The organism is Comamonas aquatilis, from assembly GCF_965139575.1.
Classification (GTDB): domain Bacteria; phylum Pseudomonadota; class Gammaproteobacteria; order Burkholderiales; family Burkholderiaceae_C; genus Comamonas; species Comamonas aquatilis.
In genome coordinates this window covers 248,460-264,825 of record NZ_CBCSIW010000005.1, presented here as the reverse complement: position 1 = coordinate 264,825, position 16,366 = coordinate 248,460, and the positions used below count along the sequence as shown (strand labels likewise).

Sequence of the window (16,366 nt, the reverse complement as noted above, 5' to 3'; positions counted from 1 at the left end):
CCCTCCGTTCAATCCGCAGATCCTGGCCGGCAAGGGCTCGCTGTTCCTGACCCGTCCCGCCTCGGCGCACTACATTGCCGACCCTGTCGAGCGTGCAGAGCTGGCCAACGAGCTGTTCAGCTATGTGGCCGAAGGCCGCATCAAGGTGGACATCAGCAAGCGCTACGAGCTGGCTGATGCAGTTCAGGCCCACCGCGATCTGGAAGCGCGAAAGATTGTGGGCTCGGCCATTTTCGTCCTGTAACCCAATCACCAGCTCAAGAGTACCCCATGCAAAAAATGATTAAAAATTTGCGCACCTGCGCCACCGCTTTGTGCATTGGCTTGGTGACAGCGACCGCAACCTATGCCCAGGAATGGCCAACCAAGCCGATCCGCATCGTCGTGCCCGCCCCTCCCGGCGGCATCTCGGATGCCGTCGCCCGTCTGCTGGCGGAGCACCTGCAAAACGATCTGAAGCAACCCGTCATCGTCGACAACAAGCCCGGTGGCTCCGCCGTCATTGCGGAACGTGCGGTCATGAATGCCCCGGCGGACTGGCACACGCTGATGGTGGCTCCGTCCAGCATCTGGACGGACTTCCCGCTGACAGTGAAAACGCCGTTTGACGTTCAAAAGACCTTCACCTATGTTTCCGATGTCGCCAGCATGGTGCATCTGCTGGTGGCCAACCCCAGCTTTCCGCCCAACAAGCTGCAGGAAGTTCTGGATTACTCCCGCCAGAGCAAGGAGCCCGTCAATATTGCCAACTTGAGCCCAGGCACTCGCTCGGACATGCTGGGTGAACTTCTGAGTGAAAAAAGTGGACGCAAGATCACGCCGGTACCCTACAAGGGCTCTGCACCGGCCATCGTTGATCTGATGGGCAATCAGGTGCAGATGACATTCGAAGTGGTCACCAATGCCGCACCGCTGATCAAGGCCGGCAAGATCAAGGCCATTGGCGTGGTCTCTCCCACACGTTCGCGTCTGCTGCCCGACGTTCCCAGTTTCTCCGAGCAGAACATGCCTGACTTCGTCTTGCCCGATGCCAGCGTGGGCCTGTTTGCACTCAGCGCCACACCGCCTGCCGTGATGCAAAAGGTGAGGCAGGAAATGGAAAAAATCACCCGTTCCCCAAAATTTCAGGCCCAGTTGAAGGGCCAGGGCTTTGATGCGCCGCAGCAAAGCACCCAGCAGGAACTTCAAACCAAAATGCTGGCCACCGTGGAGCAGAACCGAAAGATCCTGAGCAAGCTCAAAGTCGCAGGCAATTGATTTGGTAAACCCAATACATTCGGCCTTACGCTGAATGTCCGTTTTCTTGGTAGTGTGTTTCGCGGGCCTATGGCCCGCTTTTTTTATTCGTGCCCGCTGTGCGCCTTATTGCGACTGTCCTTGGCACTGCAACCAAACTGCCCCTGGTACCAGCGCGAGAAACTGCTGGGCGCGGTAAAGCCCAGCAACTCAGCTACTTCAGTCAACGAACGGCTACTTTCAAAAACATAGCGTGCCGCCAGTTCCTTGCGGATATCGTTCATCAGCGAGGAAAAGCTATGCCCTTTTTCCGTCAAACGCCGCTGAACGGTGCGCGGCACCACGCCCAAATGCTCGCTGACCTTTTCTATGCTGCAGCGCCCACTGGGCAGCAGCAGCAAGATCGTGCGGCGCACATCGTCCAGAACCGTTGCATCGTTATTGGGCGCAACAGACTCCAGCAATTTCTGCGCATAACGCACCATGGCCGGATCCGCAAACTCGTTGCGCGTATCCAGATCGGATTTGGCACAGACGATGCAATTGATTTCCTGGTTGAACTCGACACGCAAGCCAAACAACTGGTGGTGGATGCTCAAGTCCTTGGGGGGAGCATGCTCGAAGCACACCCTGCGGGGCTGCCAGTCGCGGCCAATCAGCTGTCGGATCGCACGCACCATCACCCCTAGCGCCAGCTCCACACGCTGGCGCGTGGGCTCATGGGCACGCCCTGCCAGCAAGAGCTCGTGGATCACCACCGTATCGACCTGCTCGTCCACCTCCAGCGTCATGGCCCCGTTGAGCAAGTCCAGGTAGCGCACCAGCAGTTGCAGCGAGTCGCGCAGCGTCTCCTGATCGCGAATCAGCAGACCGACAGGCCCCATATTGGACAGCAGCCGCGAGCGGGCCATGCACAGCGCAAAACTTTCATTGCCCGATTCGGCGGCCGAAGCCTGCAACAAGCGCCCCACCTTATCAACCGGAATCATCACATCCGGCTCATTGAGTACATTGGGACTCAGGCCGGCATCAAACAACATGCGCGTGCTGTTCAAGCCGCAAGCGCGAGCGACTTGGTCGTAATTGGTCAAACAGGCTGCGCGGACAAGAGACGCCATGGTTTCACCTAGGTGGCACTAATTGCAAAGCACCAGTCATGAAATGACAAGCGCCGTCGGAGAGGATTTTTCACACTGTGAAGCATCAATTCTATAAGGAGAGCAACCTATGAAAACCGACAACGGCGCCGCACCAGCGGTTATCCGCAGCAGCTCCCTGACACGCTCCATGGAAGTCAACCCCTTGACCTGCTCCATTGGTGCGGAACTGGCCAATGTGCACCTGGGCGCAGCAGCCCAGGACGACGATTTGCTGGCAGAAATCCGCCAGGCGCTACTCAAGCACCGCGTGATCTTCTTCCGCGATCAGGACATCAGCCGCGCCGACCATGTGGCCTTTGCGCGCAGATTCGGCAACCTGGAAGACCACCCTGTGGTGGGCAGCCATCCGGATCACCCCGGCCTGGTGCAGATCTACAAGACACCCGACAGCCCGCTGGAGCGCAATGAGAACTCCTGGCACACCGACGCCACATGGCGCGAGCAGCCCCCCATGGGCTGCGTGCTGCGCTGTGTGGAATGCCCGCCCGTAGGCGGCGACACCATGTGGGTGAACATGGTCATGGCCTACGAGAACCTGCCCGAAGACATCAAGGCCAAGATCGAGCCCCTGCGCGCCCGCCACAGCATCGAGTCCAGCTTTGGCGCCGTCATGCCCATCGAAGCCCGCCTGGCCCTCAAAGCCAAGTACCCCGATGCGGAGCATCCCGTGGTGCGCATCCACCCCGAAACCGGCGAGAAGATCCTGTTCGTCAACAGCAGCTTCACCACCCACTTCACCAACTACAACACGCCGGCCAATGTGCGCTTTGGTCTGGACAAGTCTCCCGGCGCTGCACAGCTGCTCAACTACCTGACCAGCCAGGCCATGATCCCCGAGTATCAGGTGCGCTTTCGCTGGAAGAAAAACAGCGTGGCCTTCTGGGACAACCGATCCACGCAGCACTACGCGGTCATGGACTATCAGCCCTGCCACCGCAAGATGGAGCGCACGGCCATCATTGGCGGCCCCACCGAGTAAGCAAAGCAGCGGCCATGTCCTTGAAGCCCACCATACTCATCGTTCCCGGTCTGCGCGACCATGTACAGGAACACTGGCAAACCCTGCTGGCACAGGAGCTGCCCAACTGCGTCACCGTCCCTCCGCTAGAGCAGGACAAGCTGAGCTGCCAGGCCCGCCTGGACGCCATTGACCGTGCGCTGGAAACAATCCAAGGCCCGGTCATCATTGTTGCCCACAGTGCGGGCTGCATGATGGTCGCCCACTGGGCGCTGCGCCGCGCCCGGCCGATTGCTGGCGCCGTTCTGGCTGCACCAGCCGATGTGGAGACGCCCATGCCGGCGGGCTACCCGTCCCGGGATGTGCTGGCCGCCAATGACTGGTTGCCCATACCTACAACACAGCTGCCCTTCCCCAGCATCCTGGCTGCCAGCAGCAACGATCCCTTGACCGAGCTGACGCGCGCGCGCAGATTTGCCCGCGACTGGGGCAGCCGCCTGGTGGAGCTTGGCCCGGTAGGCCATCTGAATCCGGCCTCGGGCCACGGTCCCTGGCCCGAGGCCAAACAGCTCATCAGTGACTTGCTGCGCATGATCGAAGCCCAAGAGACGGAGCTTGCGACGCAAGACTGACGATCGCAGCAATGCGCAAGCACACACCTCAACAATAAGCATTGAGTGTGAGCCAAGGGGGTGTGCCTGGCGCACCTCCTCCAGGAGACAAAAAATGAAAACCACGAGATCCGCCTCCCCCATCGATGCATTGCGCCGCCGCCTGGGCTTGGCCGTCTTTGCTCTGGCAGCTGGCAGCGCGGTCACTGCACAAGCGCAAACGCAGGGCTGGCCCAGCAAGCCCATACGCCTGATCGTGACGGGCCCGGCCGGCGGGACCGCCGACACCCTGGCCCGCCTGTTGGCAGAAGGCCTGCAACAGGATCTGAAGCAGCCGGTGATCGTCGAATCCAAAGCCGGCGCCTCCGGCGCACTGGGAATTCACGAACTCAAGGCCAGCGGCAAAAGCGGCTACACCTTCCTCGTGATCCAGGACGGCGCGCTGAGCGAAGCTCCCGTGGCGCAAAAAGTCAGCTATGACCCCTTCAATGACCTGACACCGGTGGCACAGCTGACGCGCACCGGCCTGGTACTGGTGGCCAACAAAAACCTGCCTTTCCAGAACCTGCAGGAATTCATTGCCTATGCCAAAAAGCAATCGGACGGCGTGGATTTTGCGTCCTATGCCACGGGCTTCAAGGGGCATACCTCAGGCATGTTGTTCGGCCAGCTGGCCAAGATCAATATGCGCCATGTGGGCTACAAAGGCTCGCCTCCGGCCTTGGTGGACCTCATGGGCGGCCATGTCCCAGTGATGTTTGATGGCGTCACCACTTCGCTCCCCCTGATTCGCGGCGGCAAGATCCGGGCACTGGCGGCCAGCTACCCCACACGCTTGCAGGCTTTGCCGGAGGTGCCCACCTTCAAGGAGCTGGGCTACCCGCAACTGTCCAAGCCCGGCTGGTTTGCCGTCTGGGCTCACCCCCAGACCCCGGCGGCCATTCAGCAAAAGCTGCGCGAGGTCACGCTGGCGCACTTTCGCAAAGAGTCCGTGCTCAAGCAGATTGCCACCATTGGCATGGAGCCAGGCCAGCCTGTCACCAAGGCAGAAATGATGGTCGACCTGAAAGATGCCAGTCAAAAGCAGGCCGCGCTGCTCAAGTCCATAGGCTACCAGCCGGAAAACTGAACCCGCACCAGCCCCGCTACCGGTCCCGCACCGCCAATGGCCATAGCTGCGCAACCTGATCAACAGGCTGCCCCCGCTGCGCCACTTCATTCCTCGATTGAGCTGCGCCAGTTTGTTTTCTGGCCTGCAGCCTTCTTTTCCCGGCATCCGTGCTTTCACGGCTGCAGTTTTGGTGTGTTTTCCCTTTTTGGTTCGTCGACGTTTCTGCAGTTCAAATAAATTAAAGGAGATTGCAATGGGTTCTAAAAAACTGGTTATCGGCACTCTGGCATGTGCCCTCGCCCCGCTGGGCGCATGGGCACAGTCCTCGGTACAAATGTATGGCGTAGTGGATTTGGGCGTCTCGTCCTATCGGGGAGATGGTGCGGGCTCGCGCCAGATGCTGACATCCGGTGGCAGTCAAGCCAGCCGCCTGGGTTTTAGAGGACGTGAAGATCTGGGCGACGGCCTGTTTGCCGGTTTCGATATGGAGTCGGGCCTCAATGCCGACTCCGGCACCGGCCAGCTGACCAACAGCAACAACCAGGCCTCGGGCAATAGCGGCGGCGGCGGTCTGACCTTCAACCGCAAGTCCTTCGTCTATCTGCAAAGCAAGCAATGGGGCGAGCTGCGCCTGGGTCGTGACTACACGCCCTCGTTCTGGAACACGTTTATCTTTGACCCCTTCCGCGTGGGCGTGGGCGCCAGCACCCATGTGCTGCACGGCACGACGGTCACGGGCTTTCGCGCTTCCAACAGCGTTGGCTACTTCTCCCCCGGCTGCTCGGGCCCAGCCTGCCAAGGACTGTTCTATCAGGGCATGGTCGCCTTCGGTGAGAACGGCGCAGGTCCCGAGCGCCAGGACGGCAATCTTTACGGTCTGCGCGTAGGCTATGGCGGCACGCAGTGGAATGCTGCAGCCGCGATCACCACGACCCGCAACCGCATCGCAGACGACTACACCTCCATCAATATTGCAGCCGCCTATCTGTGGAACGGTCATAGATTCATGGCCTTGGCGGCTGAAAACCGCACCGGCAACCGTCTCGCCGCAGTCGGCAACGCCAACCGCGTGCGTTACTGGCAGTTGGGCGCAGAGTGGAAGGTGGGCAATGACTCCATTCCCATGAGCTTTATGCGCCTGACACGCAACGACGGCGCCAGCAGCTCTTCGCAAAAGTACGCCGTGGGCTATGTGCACAACCTCTCCAAGCGCACGGCCATCTACGGCACTTACGCTTACGTGGACAATCGCGGCAGCCTCAACCTCCCCGTGGCTTCCGGCGCGGTCAACGGCCCCATCCCCACGGCCGGCGGCAATGCCTCAGGCTTTGATGTGGGTCTGCGCCACAGCTTCTAACACTCACTTTTTAGAAGCAGCAAGCGCTTTTTACAAAAGGCTTAGCTGAACAATTGACTCTCAAAGGCCCAGAAGCTCAGTTTTTGCTTCCGGGCCTTTGCTTTGCGTGAATTACACCGGACAAGATGACATCTGGATGTCTGGGCCGCTGGACTGACAATGGCTTGAGGCAGGCACGCTGTCAGACAGCAATACAGCCCTAAAGGTTTTCCCTTGATGTCCCATAAAGACAAATTGACATCCCATATTGTCAAACATTAAAGCGATTGACCTTCTACATTCCTGCGCTGAGCCCGCACTCAGAACACATGCTTTGAAAGGTCCACCATGAACTTCCTCGACGGCCACCTCTTCCCCGAAAACCAGCAGCCGCTGATCATCACCGCTGCACCCTATGCTCCCTCGTGGATGCCCGGTGACTTTCCTGGCGAAATCGCCGTCACCATGGAAGAGCAGATCCAGAAAGCCGTGGACTGCTACAACGCAGGTGCCCAGGTGCTGCACCTGCATGTGCGCGAACTCGACGGTCGCGGCAGCAAGCGCCTCTCGAAGTTCAACGAGCTGATCGCCGGCGTGCGTGCCCGCGTGCCCGAGATGATCATCCAGGTCGGCGGCTCCATCAGCTTTGCCCCCGAAAACGATGGCGCCGCCGCCAAGTGGCTGTCCGACGACACCCGCCATATGCTGGCCGAGCTGGACCCCAAGCCCGATCAGGTGACGGTGACCATCAACACCTCGCAGATGAACATCCTGGAGCAGTTCGATGCCCGCGATATCCAGGGCACTTCCATGGAAGACCCGGCCGTGTTCAACGCCTACAAGGAAATGACCGTGCCCGCCCAGCCCGGCTGGGCCGAGGAGCACATCCGTCGCCTGTCCGAGGCCGGCATCCAGAGCGCCTTCCAGTGCTACAACATCAACAGCTTCGAGTCAGTGGAGCGCCTGATGCGCCGCGGCATCTACAAAGGCCCGCTGGTGATGAACTGGGTGGCAATTGGCGGCGGCATGGACGCCCCCAACATCTACAGCCTGGCCCACTTTGTGCGCGCCGTGCCCGATGGCGCGGTGCTGACCGTGGAAAGCTCGGTGCTCAACGTGCTGCCCATCAACGCCATGGGCATTGCCATGGGCTTGCATGTGCGCTGCGGCACCGAGGACAACCTGTGGAATCAGACCCGCACCGAAAAAATGGGCACGGTGGCACAGATCGAGCAACTGGTACGCATGGCCAAGGAGTTCAGCCGCCCCATCGCCACGCCGGCGCAGGCACGTGAGATCTGCCAGATCGGCGTGTTCTACGACAGCGTGGAAGAGACGCTGGAGAAGAACGGCTTTGCCCCCAACCGCAACGGCGCCCAGCAAGGCTTTTTGCGCAAGGCCGCATAAAAATCAGCGACCGCCAAACATCACCTTTTTTGAATGCGCAAGACGCTGCCTGCAGCGTCTTTTTCCATGCCTCTGCAGCTTTTGCAGAGGCTTTTTTTTCATTTAAAGCATCAAAAATACTATTTATTTAGGAGCAATTACCGTAATTAGCACCTACGTAACAGCTTGATTTCCCTCTTATCGAAATCCCCAATCTGGCATGGTTGGTGAATTTAATGACATGGAAAGAGAAACCTCGAATTCACCGTTCCGGACACTGCATGGCTGCGGTCACAGACAAGCTTTTCACCCCACCAAAGCCGATGCCGTGCAGGCAAAAACCATCAAAAACGCACTTCCGGAGACAACACCCATGCCCTCTCGCTCAAGCTTCGCAACAAAACCCGGCCGCTATGTACTCGCCGCACTGGCAACACTCAGCTGCGCCGCAGCCGCCTTGCCTGTGGCGGCTCAGGCCAGCGTCACCATTTACGGCACGGTGGATTCGGGTCTGCTCAGCATGTCCAACTACAGTGCAGGCGTGGGCTATGTGCCCACCACGGCGCACAGCGGCTCGGCCTTCAAGGCCAAGGACGGCGGTCTGGGCGCCAGTAACTGGGGCATCAAGGGCAGCGAAGACCTGGGCGGCGGACTGCGCGCCAACTTTCAGCTGCAAGGCCTTTTCAACACCACCAATGGCACGACGGGGGGAGCCAACTCCAGCAGCACCACCTCCTTCTTCAATCAACTCTCGGTGGTCGGACTCTCGGGCGGATTCGGTGAAATCAAACTAGGCCGTCAGTTCTCGCCCTCCGCCTGGGCCATGCAATACACCGATGCCCGTGGCTTTCGCTATTTTGGCTCGGCACTCACCGCACTGGTCGGCATGAACAGCGCCAGCCGCTCCTGGATTGGCAACAACTCCAATGTCGCCTTCGGCACGATTTACAACGACAACACCATCGTCTACACCACGCCGACCTGGAATCAGCTGAAGCTTGATTTTGCCTATACGTTCGGCGAGGGGGGTGGCAAGGCCAACTCCCAGCAATCCGTCGCCGCTTTCTATCACAGCGGCGGCCTCAAGCTCTCGGCTCTTTACTACAACGGCTATGGCAACAACCTGCCCAACGCCACCGCTCTCTATACCGCGGCTCTGGGCAGTGCCAGCGCCGGTGCAGCTGCAGCAAGCGCCGCAGGTTTTTCACCGACAGCCAACACCAACCGTCTGTACTCTATAGGCGCGCTCTACAACACTGGCCCCTATACCGTGAGCGGCCAGTACTATGCGGCGCGCAACCCCGACCATGCAATCATGCCTGGCGGCTCCGACAGTCTCGATATGTGGAATATCGGTGCCGGCTGGCGCCCCGCGCCCTATCTCAACATCACCACGGCCTTCTATCACACCAAGGACAACAAGAACGCAGGCAGCAAGTCCACGCAGTTTGTGCTGGGCATGGAATACTTGTTCTCCAAGCGCACCTTGGCTTATGTGCAAGGGGCTTATGTCAGCAATGACGGCAGCAATATGGCGCTCAGCCCGGTGTACGGCAGCCCGGTCGCAGCCGGCAAAGATGCTCGGGCCTGGATGGTGGGTCTGCGCCACAGCTTCTGAGGATTGGCTGGCAGGGTGCGGCAATGGCAGACCTGTCGCAGCCTTGCATGCCAATCGCGTCGGCCAGAGAAGCCGGCACGCGTGCTGCCCATGCAGAACTCAGGTGGATGGCGGTGGCACGGAATGCAGCAATACCGGTGTCTCGCCATCGCCATTGACGCCTTCTAGCTGCACGCCAAAACCCCACAGACGCGCCGCGTGCTTGAGCACCTCCAGCACATCATCTGCCAGCGGACGACCCCGGTGACGGGTATGGCGCAAGGTGAGACAGCGATCGCCGCGCAGATTGACATTCCAGACCTGGATATTGGGTTCGCGCGCACCCAAATCGTATTGATGTGACAGGGTCTGGCGCAGGTCGCGGTAACCGTCCTCATTGTGAATGGCACTGACCAGCAGTTCGCGCTCGCTGGCATCGTCATGGATGGAAAACAGGCGCATGTCTCGCATCAGCTGCGGGCTCAGGTACTGGCCGATGAAGCTCTCGTCCTTGAAGTTCTGCATGGCGTGATGCAGCGCCGGCAGCCAGGGTGTGCCCGCCATGTCGGGGAACCAGCGCCGGTCCTCCTCGGTGGGGTTCTGGCAGATGCGGCGAATGTCGCGGTACATGGCAAAGCCCAGCGCATAAGGATTGATGCCGCTGTATGCACGGTGCCCGGCCGGCGGCTGATAGATCACATTGGTATGCGAGGCCAGCCATTCGATCATCACGCCATCCGTAAGCCAGCCCTCGTCATACATGGTGTTGAGCAAGGTGTAGTGCCAGAACGTGGCCCAGCCCTCGTTCATCACCTGGGTCTGACGCTGCGGATAGAAATACTGAGCGATCTTGCGAACAATACGCACGATCTCGCGTTGCCAGGGCTCCAGCAGGGGCGCATTTTTTTCGATGAAGTACAGCAGGTTCTCTTCCGGCTCCTTGGGAAAACGTTCGTTGCTCTGCGCTGTACTACCCTTGCCCGGGCGACTCGGCAGGGTGCGCCACAGCACGTTCACCTGTTGCTGGGCGTAGGTTTCACGCTGCTCACGCTCGGCACGCTCGCGAGCCAGACTTTTTTTGGTCGGACGGCGGTAGCGGTCAACCCCCAGGTTGGATAGAGCGTGACAGGAGTCCAGCCACTGCTCCACGGTCTCCAGCCCATGCCGCTCCTCGCATTGGGCAACGAAATCCCGGGCATAGATCAGATAGTCGATGATGCCGCCCGCATCCGTCCACATGCCAAACAGGTAGTTGTTTTTGAAGAAGCTGTTGTGCCCATAGGCTGCATGGGCTATCACCAGGGCCTGCATGGCCGTGGTGTTTTCCTCCATCAGGTAGCTAATGCAGGGATTGGAGTTGATGACGATCTCGTAGGCCAGGCCCATGTGGCCGCGTCTATAGCGCCGCTCGGTCGCCAGATAGTCCTTGCCATAACTCCAGTGGCGATAACCCACCGGCATGCCTGCGCTGGCATAGGCATCCATCATCTGTTCGGCCGAAATCACCTCCAGCTGATTGGGATAGGTGTCCAGTCCGAAGCGCTCGGCCGTGGCGGCAATGGCCGCGTGGTAACGATCGATCAGCTCGAAGGTCCAGTCGCTAGGGTCTGGCAAAGGATGCTCGGGACGCTTGCCGGCGGGCAAAGGAGCGGAAGGCACGCCGCGCTGTACACGCTCACCCCCAGCGGCCGGCTTCCAGGCATGGCTGCCTTGGCGAGGATCAAGCACCGGATACTGAGAGAGGTTCATACCGATACTCCCTCTTTCTTGAACAGATCACGAAACACAGGATAAATTTCCCCCGGCTCGGACACCTTGCGCATGGCGAAGTGCGAGAACTGGGCTGCCAGCTGACTGTATTCCTCCCACAGGTTTTGCTCCTCCTGAACGACCTGCACATAGGCAAAGTAGCGCACCAGCGGCAGAATTTTCTCAGCCAGCAGATTGCGGCAGTTGGCGCCGTCGTCATTGAAGTTGTCGCCATCGCTGGCCTGAGCCACATAGATATTCCAGTCGCCTGCGGCATAGCGTGCTCGAATGATCTGGTCGAGCAGTACCAGCGCACTGCTGACCACCGTGCCACCGCTTTCCTGGGAGTGAAAGAACTCGTCCTCGTTAACCTCAGCCGCCTGGGTGTGGTGACGGATGAAGACGATATCGATCTTCTCGTAGTGACGCGTAAGAAACAGATACAGCAGGATGAAGAAACGCTTGGCCAGATCCTTGCGCGCCTGATCCATGGAGCCTGATACATCCATCACGCAAAACATCACCGCCTGACTGCTGGGCACAGGTACCCGGGTGCGATTGCGAAAACGCAGGTCTATGGGATCGAGAAAAGCCACTTTGTCTATGCGCGCCTGCAGTGCGTCAATACGCTGCTGCAGCTCTGCTACCACCTCGCTGGTGCCGTCATCCTGCTCCAGCAAGGCTTCCAACTGGACCTGCAAAGCCTTCAACTCACGCTGCGGCGCTTTGGTCAGGGCGATACGCCGCCCCAAGGCGCCGCCCATGGTGCGCAGCAATGCCAGATTGTGCGGCGTGCCGTCGTGGCTGTAGCCTGCGCGGCGCGTCTTGTACTGCAGCGTGTTGCCTATATGGGTGCGCAACAGGCGCGGCAAGGCAAGATCTTCAAAGAACAACTCCATGAACTCTTCCTTGGACAGGGTGAAAGTGAAGTCGTCTTCCCCCTCTCCACTGTCGCTGGCCTGAGAGCCTGATCCGCCCGCACCGCCCTGGGGACGGGCGATACGGTCGCCGCGCACATGCTCGCTATTGCCCGGATGCACCGTATCCGATATGCCCCCCTGCCCGTGTCGGAACACCGGCTCTCGGATGTCCTTGCGCGGGATGGTGATGTTTTCGGCCTCCTCAATGTGACGGATACCGCGCTTTTCCACCGCACGACGCACCGCCTCGGCAATCTGTTTCTTGTAGCGACGCACAAAGCGCTCGCGGTTGCCCACCGACTTGTTCTTGCCTGCGAGCCTACGGTCGATGATTTGCAATGCCATCTGTGCCCCCATGCATGGCCCGGCGTGTTGAAAGCCGGCGGGCCGGTCAGCTGCTCTTGCGCACGCGCAGATACCACTCGCACAGCAGGCGAACCTGCTTGGGCGTGTAGCCTTTGGCCTCCATACGGACGACAAAGTCCTCGTGCTTGCGGGCGTCCTCGGCACTGGCCTTGGCGTTGAAGCTGATGACCGGCAGCAGCTCCTCGGTGTTGGAGAACATTTTCTTCTCTATCACCAGACGCAGCTTTTCGTAGCTGGTCCAAGCCGGGTTCTTGCCCTGGTTATTGGCTCGCGCTCGCAGTACGAAGTTGACGATTTCATTGCGGAAGTCCTTGGGATTGGCAACCCCAGCGGGCTTTTCAATTTTCTCCAACTCGGCATTGAGTGCAGCACGGTCAAAGGACTCGCCGGTGTCGTTGTCACGGTACTCGTTGTCCTGGATCCAGTAATCGGCGTAGGTCACGTAACGGTCAAAAATATTCTGCCCGTACTCGCTGTAGCTCTCCAGGTAGGCCGTCTGGATTTCCTTGCCTATGAATTCGGCGTAATGCGGCGACAGGTATTCCTTGATGTAGCCGGTGTACTTGGTCTCCAGCTCGGCCGGAAACTGCTCGCGCTCTATCTGCTGCTCCAGCACATACATCAAGTGAACCGGGTTGGCCGCCACCTCGGTGCTGTCGTAATTGAACACCTTGGACAGAATCTTGAAGGCAAAGCGTGTGGAGATGCCCGACATGCCTTCATCCACCCCCGCGTAATCACGGTACTCCTGGTAGCTCTTGGCACGCGGATCCGTGTCCTTGAGGCTTTCGCCGTCATAAACCTGCATCTTGCTGAAGATGCTGGAGTTCTCCGGCTCCATCAGGCGCGTCAGCACCGCGAACTGGGCCATCATCTTGAGCGTGCCAGGCGCACACACGGCGCTGGCCAGTGACGATTCGCGAATCAGCTTCTCGTAAATCCTGGCCTCTTCCGAGACGCGCAGGCAGTAAGGTACCTTGACGATGTAAATGCGGTCCAGAAAAGCCTCGTTGTTGCGATTGTTGCGAAAAGCTTTCCACTCGCTCTCGTTGCTGTGCGCCAGCACCATGCCGTCAAAGGGAATGGCGCCAAAGCCCTCCGTACCCTTGTAGTTGCTCTCCTGCGTAGCCGTCAGCAAGGGGTGCAGCACCTTGATGGGTGCCTTGAACATTTCGACGAATTCCAGCAGCCCTTGATTGGCCAGGCACAGGCCGCCAGAGTAGCTGTAGGCGTCGGTGTCATCCTGGGCAAAATTCTCCAGCTTGCGGATGTCCACCTTGCCCACCAGGCTGGAGATGTCCTGGTTGTTCTCGTCGCCTGGCTCGGTCTTGGCGATGGCGATCTGTTTGAGGATGCTGGGGTAGCGCTTGACAACGCGGAACTGGCGGATATCGCCTCCCAGCTCCTCCAGCCGCTTCACGGCCCAGGGCGAGAGCACATGTTGCAGGCAGCGCCTGGGAATACCGAACTGTTCCTCCAGCACCGGGCCGTCTTCCACCGCATCGAAAAGACCCAGCGGCGACTCGTTCACCGGGGAGCCCTTGAGTGCATAGAACGGCACTTTCTGCATCAGGTATTTCAATCGCTCGGCGATGGAGCTCTTGCCGCCGCCTACAGGGCCCAGCAGATACAGGATCTGCTTGCGCTCTTCCAGCCCTTGCGCAGCGTGGCGAAAGAAACTCACTACCTGCTCGATGGAATCTTCCATGCCGTAGAACTCGGCAAAGGCCGGATAACGACGGATGACCTTGTTGGCGAACAGGCGCGACAGCCGCGGCTCGTTGCGCGTATCCACCATCTCGGGCTCACCAATGGCTGCCAGCATGCGCCGGGCGGCACTTTCATAGGCCATGGGATCACGTTGGCACAAGACGAGATACTCGTCCAAAGACATCTCTTCTTCGCGCAGCCGAACGTAACGAGCAGCTGAGTTGTTGATGACATCCATACGACCTCCCATGGCGGCACCCGAGGGCGAACAGTGCCGCAAAGTTGCAAGGCTTTCGCTACCGTATGGAACCTTTGTAGCACCTTGTTCCGGCTTTGAACAGACCATTGATTCCACTACGCGTGCCTGGTGCACAAGCTCCATGGCTGCTCTTGTAAGAGTCTTCCCCAGTACTCTGCTCTGAAGAATCGGTCAGCTCTTCTTGATCACCTCAACCGTCCCACGTAAGCCATCAGATGTTTGCTGACGCAGTATGTCTTGAATCTCTGTCTCATCCAGATTGCCGTACCAGCGCCCTTGCGGATAAACAATCATCAGTGGGCCGTGATTGCATGGGTACTGGCAGCTGGTCTGAAGCAGCATGAATTTCTTTTTCAGCGCAGGATCCTCCCTCACCATCTGCCCCAACTTGGGCCACAGCGACAAAGCGCCCTTTGCCGCGCATCTTGGCCCCGTACACCACAGAACGTGATGCTGGTGTTCTGGCACCAGCGACCAGCCTTTGGGGTCGGTCTGCCAATCTTCATCACCAACCACAGTCACGACATCTTCGTGCTGCTCGGCGTGATACACCTTGTCAATCAACAAGTCCTCAATCCCGGCCGTTTGCAGCAACGGCGTGGTGAAAACAATTCTCGGCAGTGTTTCGGCAGCCGAAAACCGGACACGCCAGCGCATTACGACCTTGTGCATCCAGCGGCGCAAGGCAGGTTCATCCGGACCGAACACCGGCACGATGGCAATGCTTTTCAATGGCGGTGACGCACTCGCCAGCAGCGCATCCAGCGCTTCGGGCAGAGAAGGCTCCGTCCTGTCGATAAACGCGACGCAGACAAGCAGTGCGTTCCCCTTTTTCAGCGCTGCCCGTTTGAGTTGCTCGGCCAGAGCTTGCAACTCCTGCTTGGCCGCACTGCCAAGACCGCCGCGCCCCAGCAAAATCATGGAAACCGTCTCGGTCATAGGCATGCATCCAGCGGCCAATGTGCTTATGTTGTCATTCATGGCTGTGCCTGACTCTGTTTGAGCGTGGGCCAGGTCAGCGCATCTGTGGTCACCTCCAGATCGGGGTGCAAGGCTGCAGCCAAGCGCTGTGCCACCTGTACGCTGCGAGGTCCGGGAGTGGCCTGGGCATAGCTCATTACAAAAAACTGGCGCTTGCGAATCGCACTGACTTGGGCCAATTCCGGTTTGGCGAGAAGAAAGTCCATCTTGCCCTGCGCGCTGGGCACGCCATAGTCAACGATGACAATCCACTCCGGGTCTCGCTCAATCACGTCTTCCCAGTTACCGCGCGGCCAGTTGCTGGGAATATCGTCAAAAATATTGCTGGCTCCGGCAGCATCCAGAATCGCCTGAGGCATGCCATAGCGTCCTGCCGTCACCGGAATTTTTTCCCCGCTGTCGAACACAAAAACACGCGGTTTGCCGGCGTTAGCCGCCATCTGTCCGGCCAGACGTTCACGGGCCGTCTTCAGCTGCGAGATCCGTGGACCGGCCTGTGCTTCGACGTCAAAGATGCGGGCCAGATTTCCCAGATCCAGCTCCACATCTTCCAGGGCCACTCGCTGCCGGGAATTCACCCGAATGCAAGACTCCGCCAGCACATAGGAAGCAATGCCATGCTCGGCAAGCAGCTCGGGAGTGACACCACCCGCCCGAAACCCATAACTCCAGCCAGCAAAGACAAAGTCCGTACGGGCGTCGACCATGGCTTCAAGACTCATGTCATGCGATGAAAGATTCGGCAAAAGATCCAGCACCGGTTTGATCTCCGGCGCAATCTCCTTGCGCGATGGAATGCCCGAGTAGCCCACCAGACGGTCCCCAAGCCCCAGAAAGAGAAACATCTCCGTGATGTTCACATCGTGGGTTACCACACGCTGCGGCACCTGGATATAGGTCTGCGGCTTGCCGCACACATCGAGCACCAACGGCGGGTCATGACGCTTCGGCTGCAACGCAGCAACTGCGTTGGAGTTTTCAGTCAA

14 protein-coding genes are annotated in these 16,366 nt (G+C 59.2%); 8 read left to right on the top strand and 6 right to left on the bottom strand.

The genetic code is table 11. The features are described from left to right. Both ACNAZA_RS09640 and ACNAZA_RS09635 read left to right on the top strand, forming a co-directional pair. A partial coding sequence (locus ACNAZA_RS09640) for a zinc-binding dehydrogenase (protein WP_415796387.1) occupies positions 1-244 on the top strand: 244 nt, incomplete at its 5' end. 26 nt (positions 245-270) lie between these two features. Beyond that, positions 271-1,257, top strand: coding sequence for a Bug family tripartite tricarboxylate transporter substrate binding protein (locus tag ACNAZA_RS09635; RefSeq protein WP_415796386.1), 987 nt, complete (start codon positions 271-273; stop codon positions 1,255-1,257). Positions 1,258-1,340: 83 nt separating this feature from the next. Here ACNAZA_RS09635 and ACNAZA_RS09630 read toward each other — a convergent pair whose 3' ends face one another. Then, positions 1,341-2,354: an AraC family transcriptional regulator gene (locus tag ACNAZA_RS09630; RefSeq protein ID WP_415796385.1), complete on the bottom strand. Its 1,014-nt coding sequence runs from the start codon at positions 2,352-2,354 to the stop codon at positions 1,341-1,343. A gap of 169 nt (positions 2,355-2,523) precedes the next feature. Between ACNAZA_RS09630 and ACNAZA_RS09625 the strand changes: the two genes are divergently transcribed. The 6 genes from ACNAZA_RS09625 to ACNAZA_RS09600 all read left to right on the top strand — a co-directional run bounded on the left by ACNAZA_RS09625 (position 2,524) and on the right by ACNAZA_RS09600 (position 9,416). After that, positions 2,524-3,375 carry a TauD/TfdA dioxygenase family protein gene (locus ACNAZA_RS09625; RefSeq protein ID WP_415796403.1) on the top strand — a complete coding sequence of 284 codons (852 nt, stop codon included), beginning with the start codon at positions 2,524-2,526 and terminating at the stop codon, positions 3,373-3,375. A 14-nt stretch (positions 3,376-3,389) separates the two neighbouring features. Next, positions 3,390-3,986 carry an RBBP9/YdeN family alpha/beta hydrolase gene (locus ACNAZA_RS09620; RefSeq protein WP_415796384.1) on the top strand — a complete coding sequence of 199 codons (597 nt, stop codon included), beginning with the start codon at positions 3,390-3,392 and terminating at the stop codon, positions 3,984-3,986. Positions 3,987-4,080: 94 nt separating this feature from the next. Next, on the top strand, positions 4,081-5,094 hold the full coding sequence (locus tag ACNAZA_RS09615) for a Bug family tripartite tricarboxylate transporter substrate binding protein (RefSeq protein WP_415796383.1): 1,014 nt from the start codon (positions 4,081-4,083) through the stop codon (positions 5,092-5,094). A 235-nt stretch (positions 5,095-5,329) separates the two neighbouring features. After that, positions 5,330-6,433 (top strand): porin, encoded by a 1,104-nt coding sequence (locus ACNAZA_RS09610; RefSeq protein ID WP_415796382.1) that lies wholly within the window; start codon positions 5,330-5,332, stop codon positions 6,431-6,433. Between the two features lie 327 nt (positions 6,434-6,760). Next, positions 6,761-7,819 carry a beta-keto acid cleavage family enzyme gene (locus ACNAZA_RS09605; protein ID WP_415796381.1) on the top strand — a complete coding sequence of 353 codons (1,059 nt, stop codon included), beginning with the start codon at positions 6,761-6,763 and terminating at the stop codon, positions 7,817-7,819. Between the two features lie 352 nt (positions 7,820-8,171). After that, the gene (locus ACNAZA_RS09600) at positions 8,172-9,416 is read left to right on the top strand and encodes a porin (protein ID WP_415796380.1); all 1,245 of its coding nucleotides are present in this window, start codon (positions 8,172-8,174) and stop codon (positions 9,414-9,416) included. A gap of 99 nt (positions 9,417-9,515) precedes the next feature. On the opposite strand, the gene ACNAZA_RS09595 is transcribed toward ACNAZA_RS09600, so the two are convergent. From ACNAZA_RS09595 to ACNAZA_RS09575, 5 genes are all read right to left on the bottom strand, one after another. Further along, positions 9,516-11,144 (bottom strand): SpoVR family protein, encoded by a 1,629-nt coding sequence (locus tag ACNAZA_RS09595; RefSeq protein ID WP_415796379.1) that lies wholly within the window; start codon positions 11,142-11,144, stop codon positions 9,516-9,518. Continuing rightward, complete coding sequence (locus tag ACNAZA_RS09590; RefSeq protein WP_415796378.1) at positions 11,141-12,409, bottom strand: YeaH/YhbH family protein; 1,269 nt, start codon at positions 12,407-12,409, stop codon at positions 11,141-11,143. Before ACNAZA_RS09590 ends, ACNAZA_RS09595 begins: the two co-directional genes overlap by 4 nt. A 46-nt stretch (positions 12,410-12,455) precedes the next feature. Continuing rightward, positions 12,456-14,378 (bottom strand): PrkA family serine protein kinase, encoded by a 1,923-nt coding sequence (locus ACNAZA_RS09585; protein ID WP_415796377.1) that lies wholly within the window; start codon positions 14,376-14,378, stop codon positions 12,456-12,458. Between the two features lie 192 nt (positions 14,379-14,570). Then, positions 14,571-15,338, bottom strand: coding sequence for a (2Fe-2S) ferredoxin domain-containing protein (locus ACNAZA_RS09580; protein ID WP_415796376.1), 768 nt, complete (start codon positions 15,336-15,338; stop codon positions 14,571-14,573). 38 nt (positions 15,339-15,376) lie between these two features. Continuing rightward, positions 15,377-16,366, bottom strand: coding sequence for an ABC transporter substrate-binding protein (locus ACNAZA_RS09575; protein WP_415796375.1), 990 nt, complete (start codon positions 16,364-16,366; stop codon positions 15,377-15,379).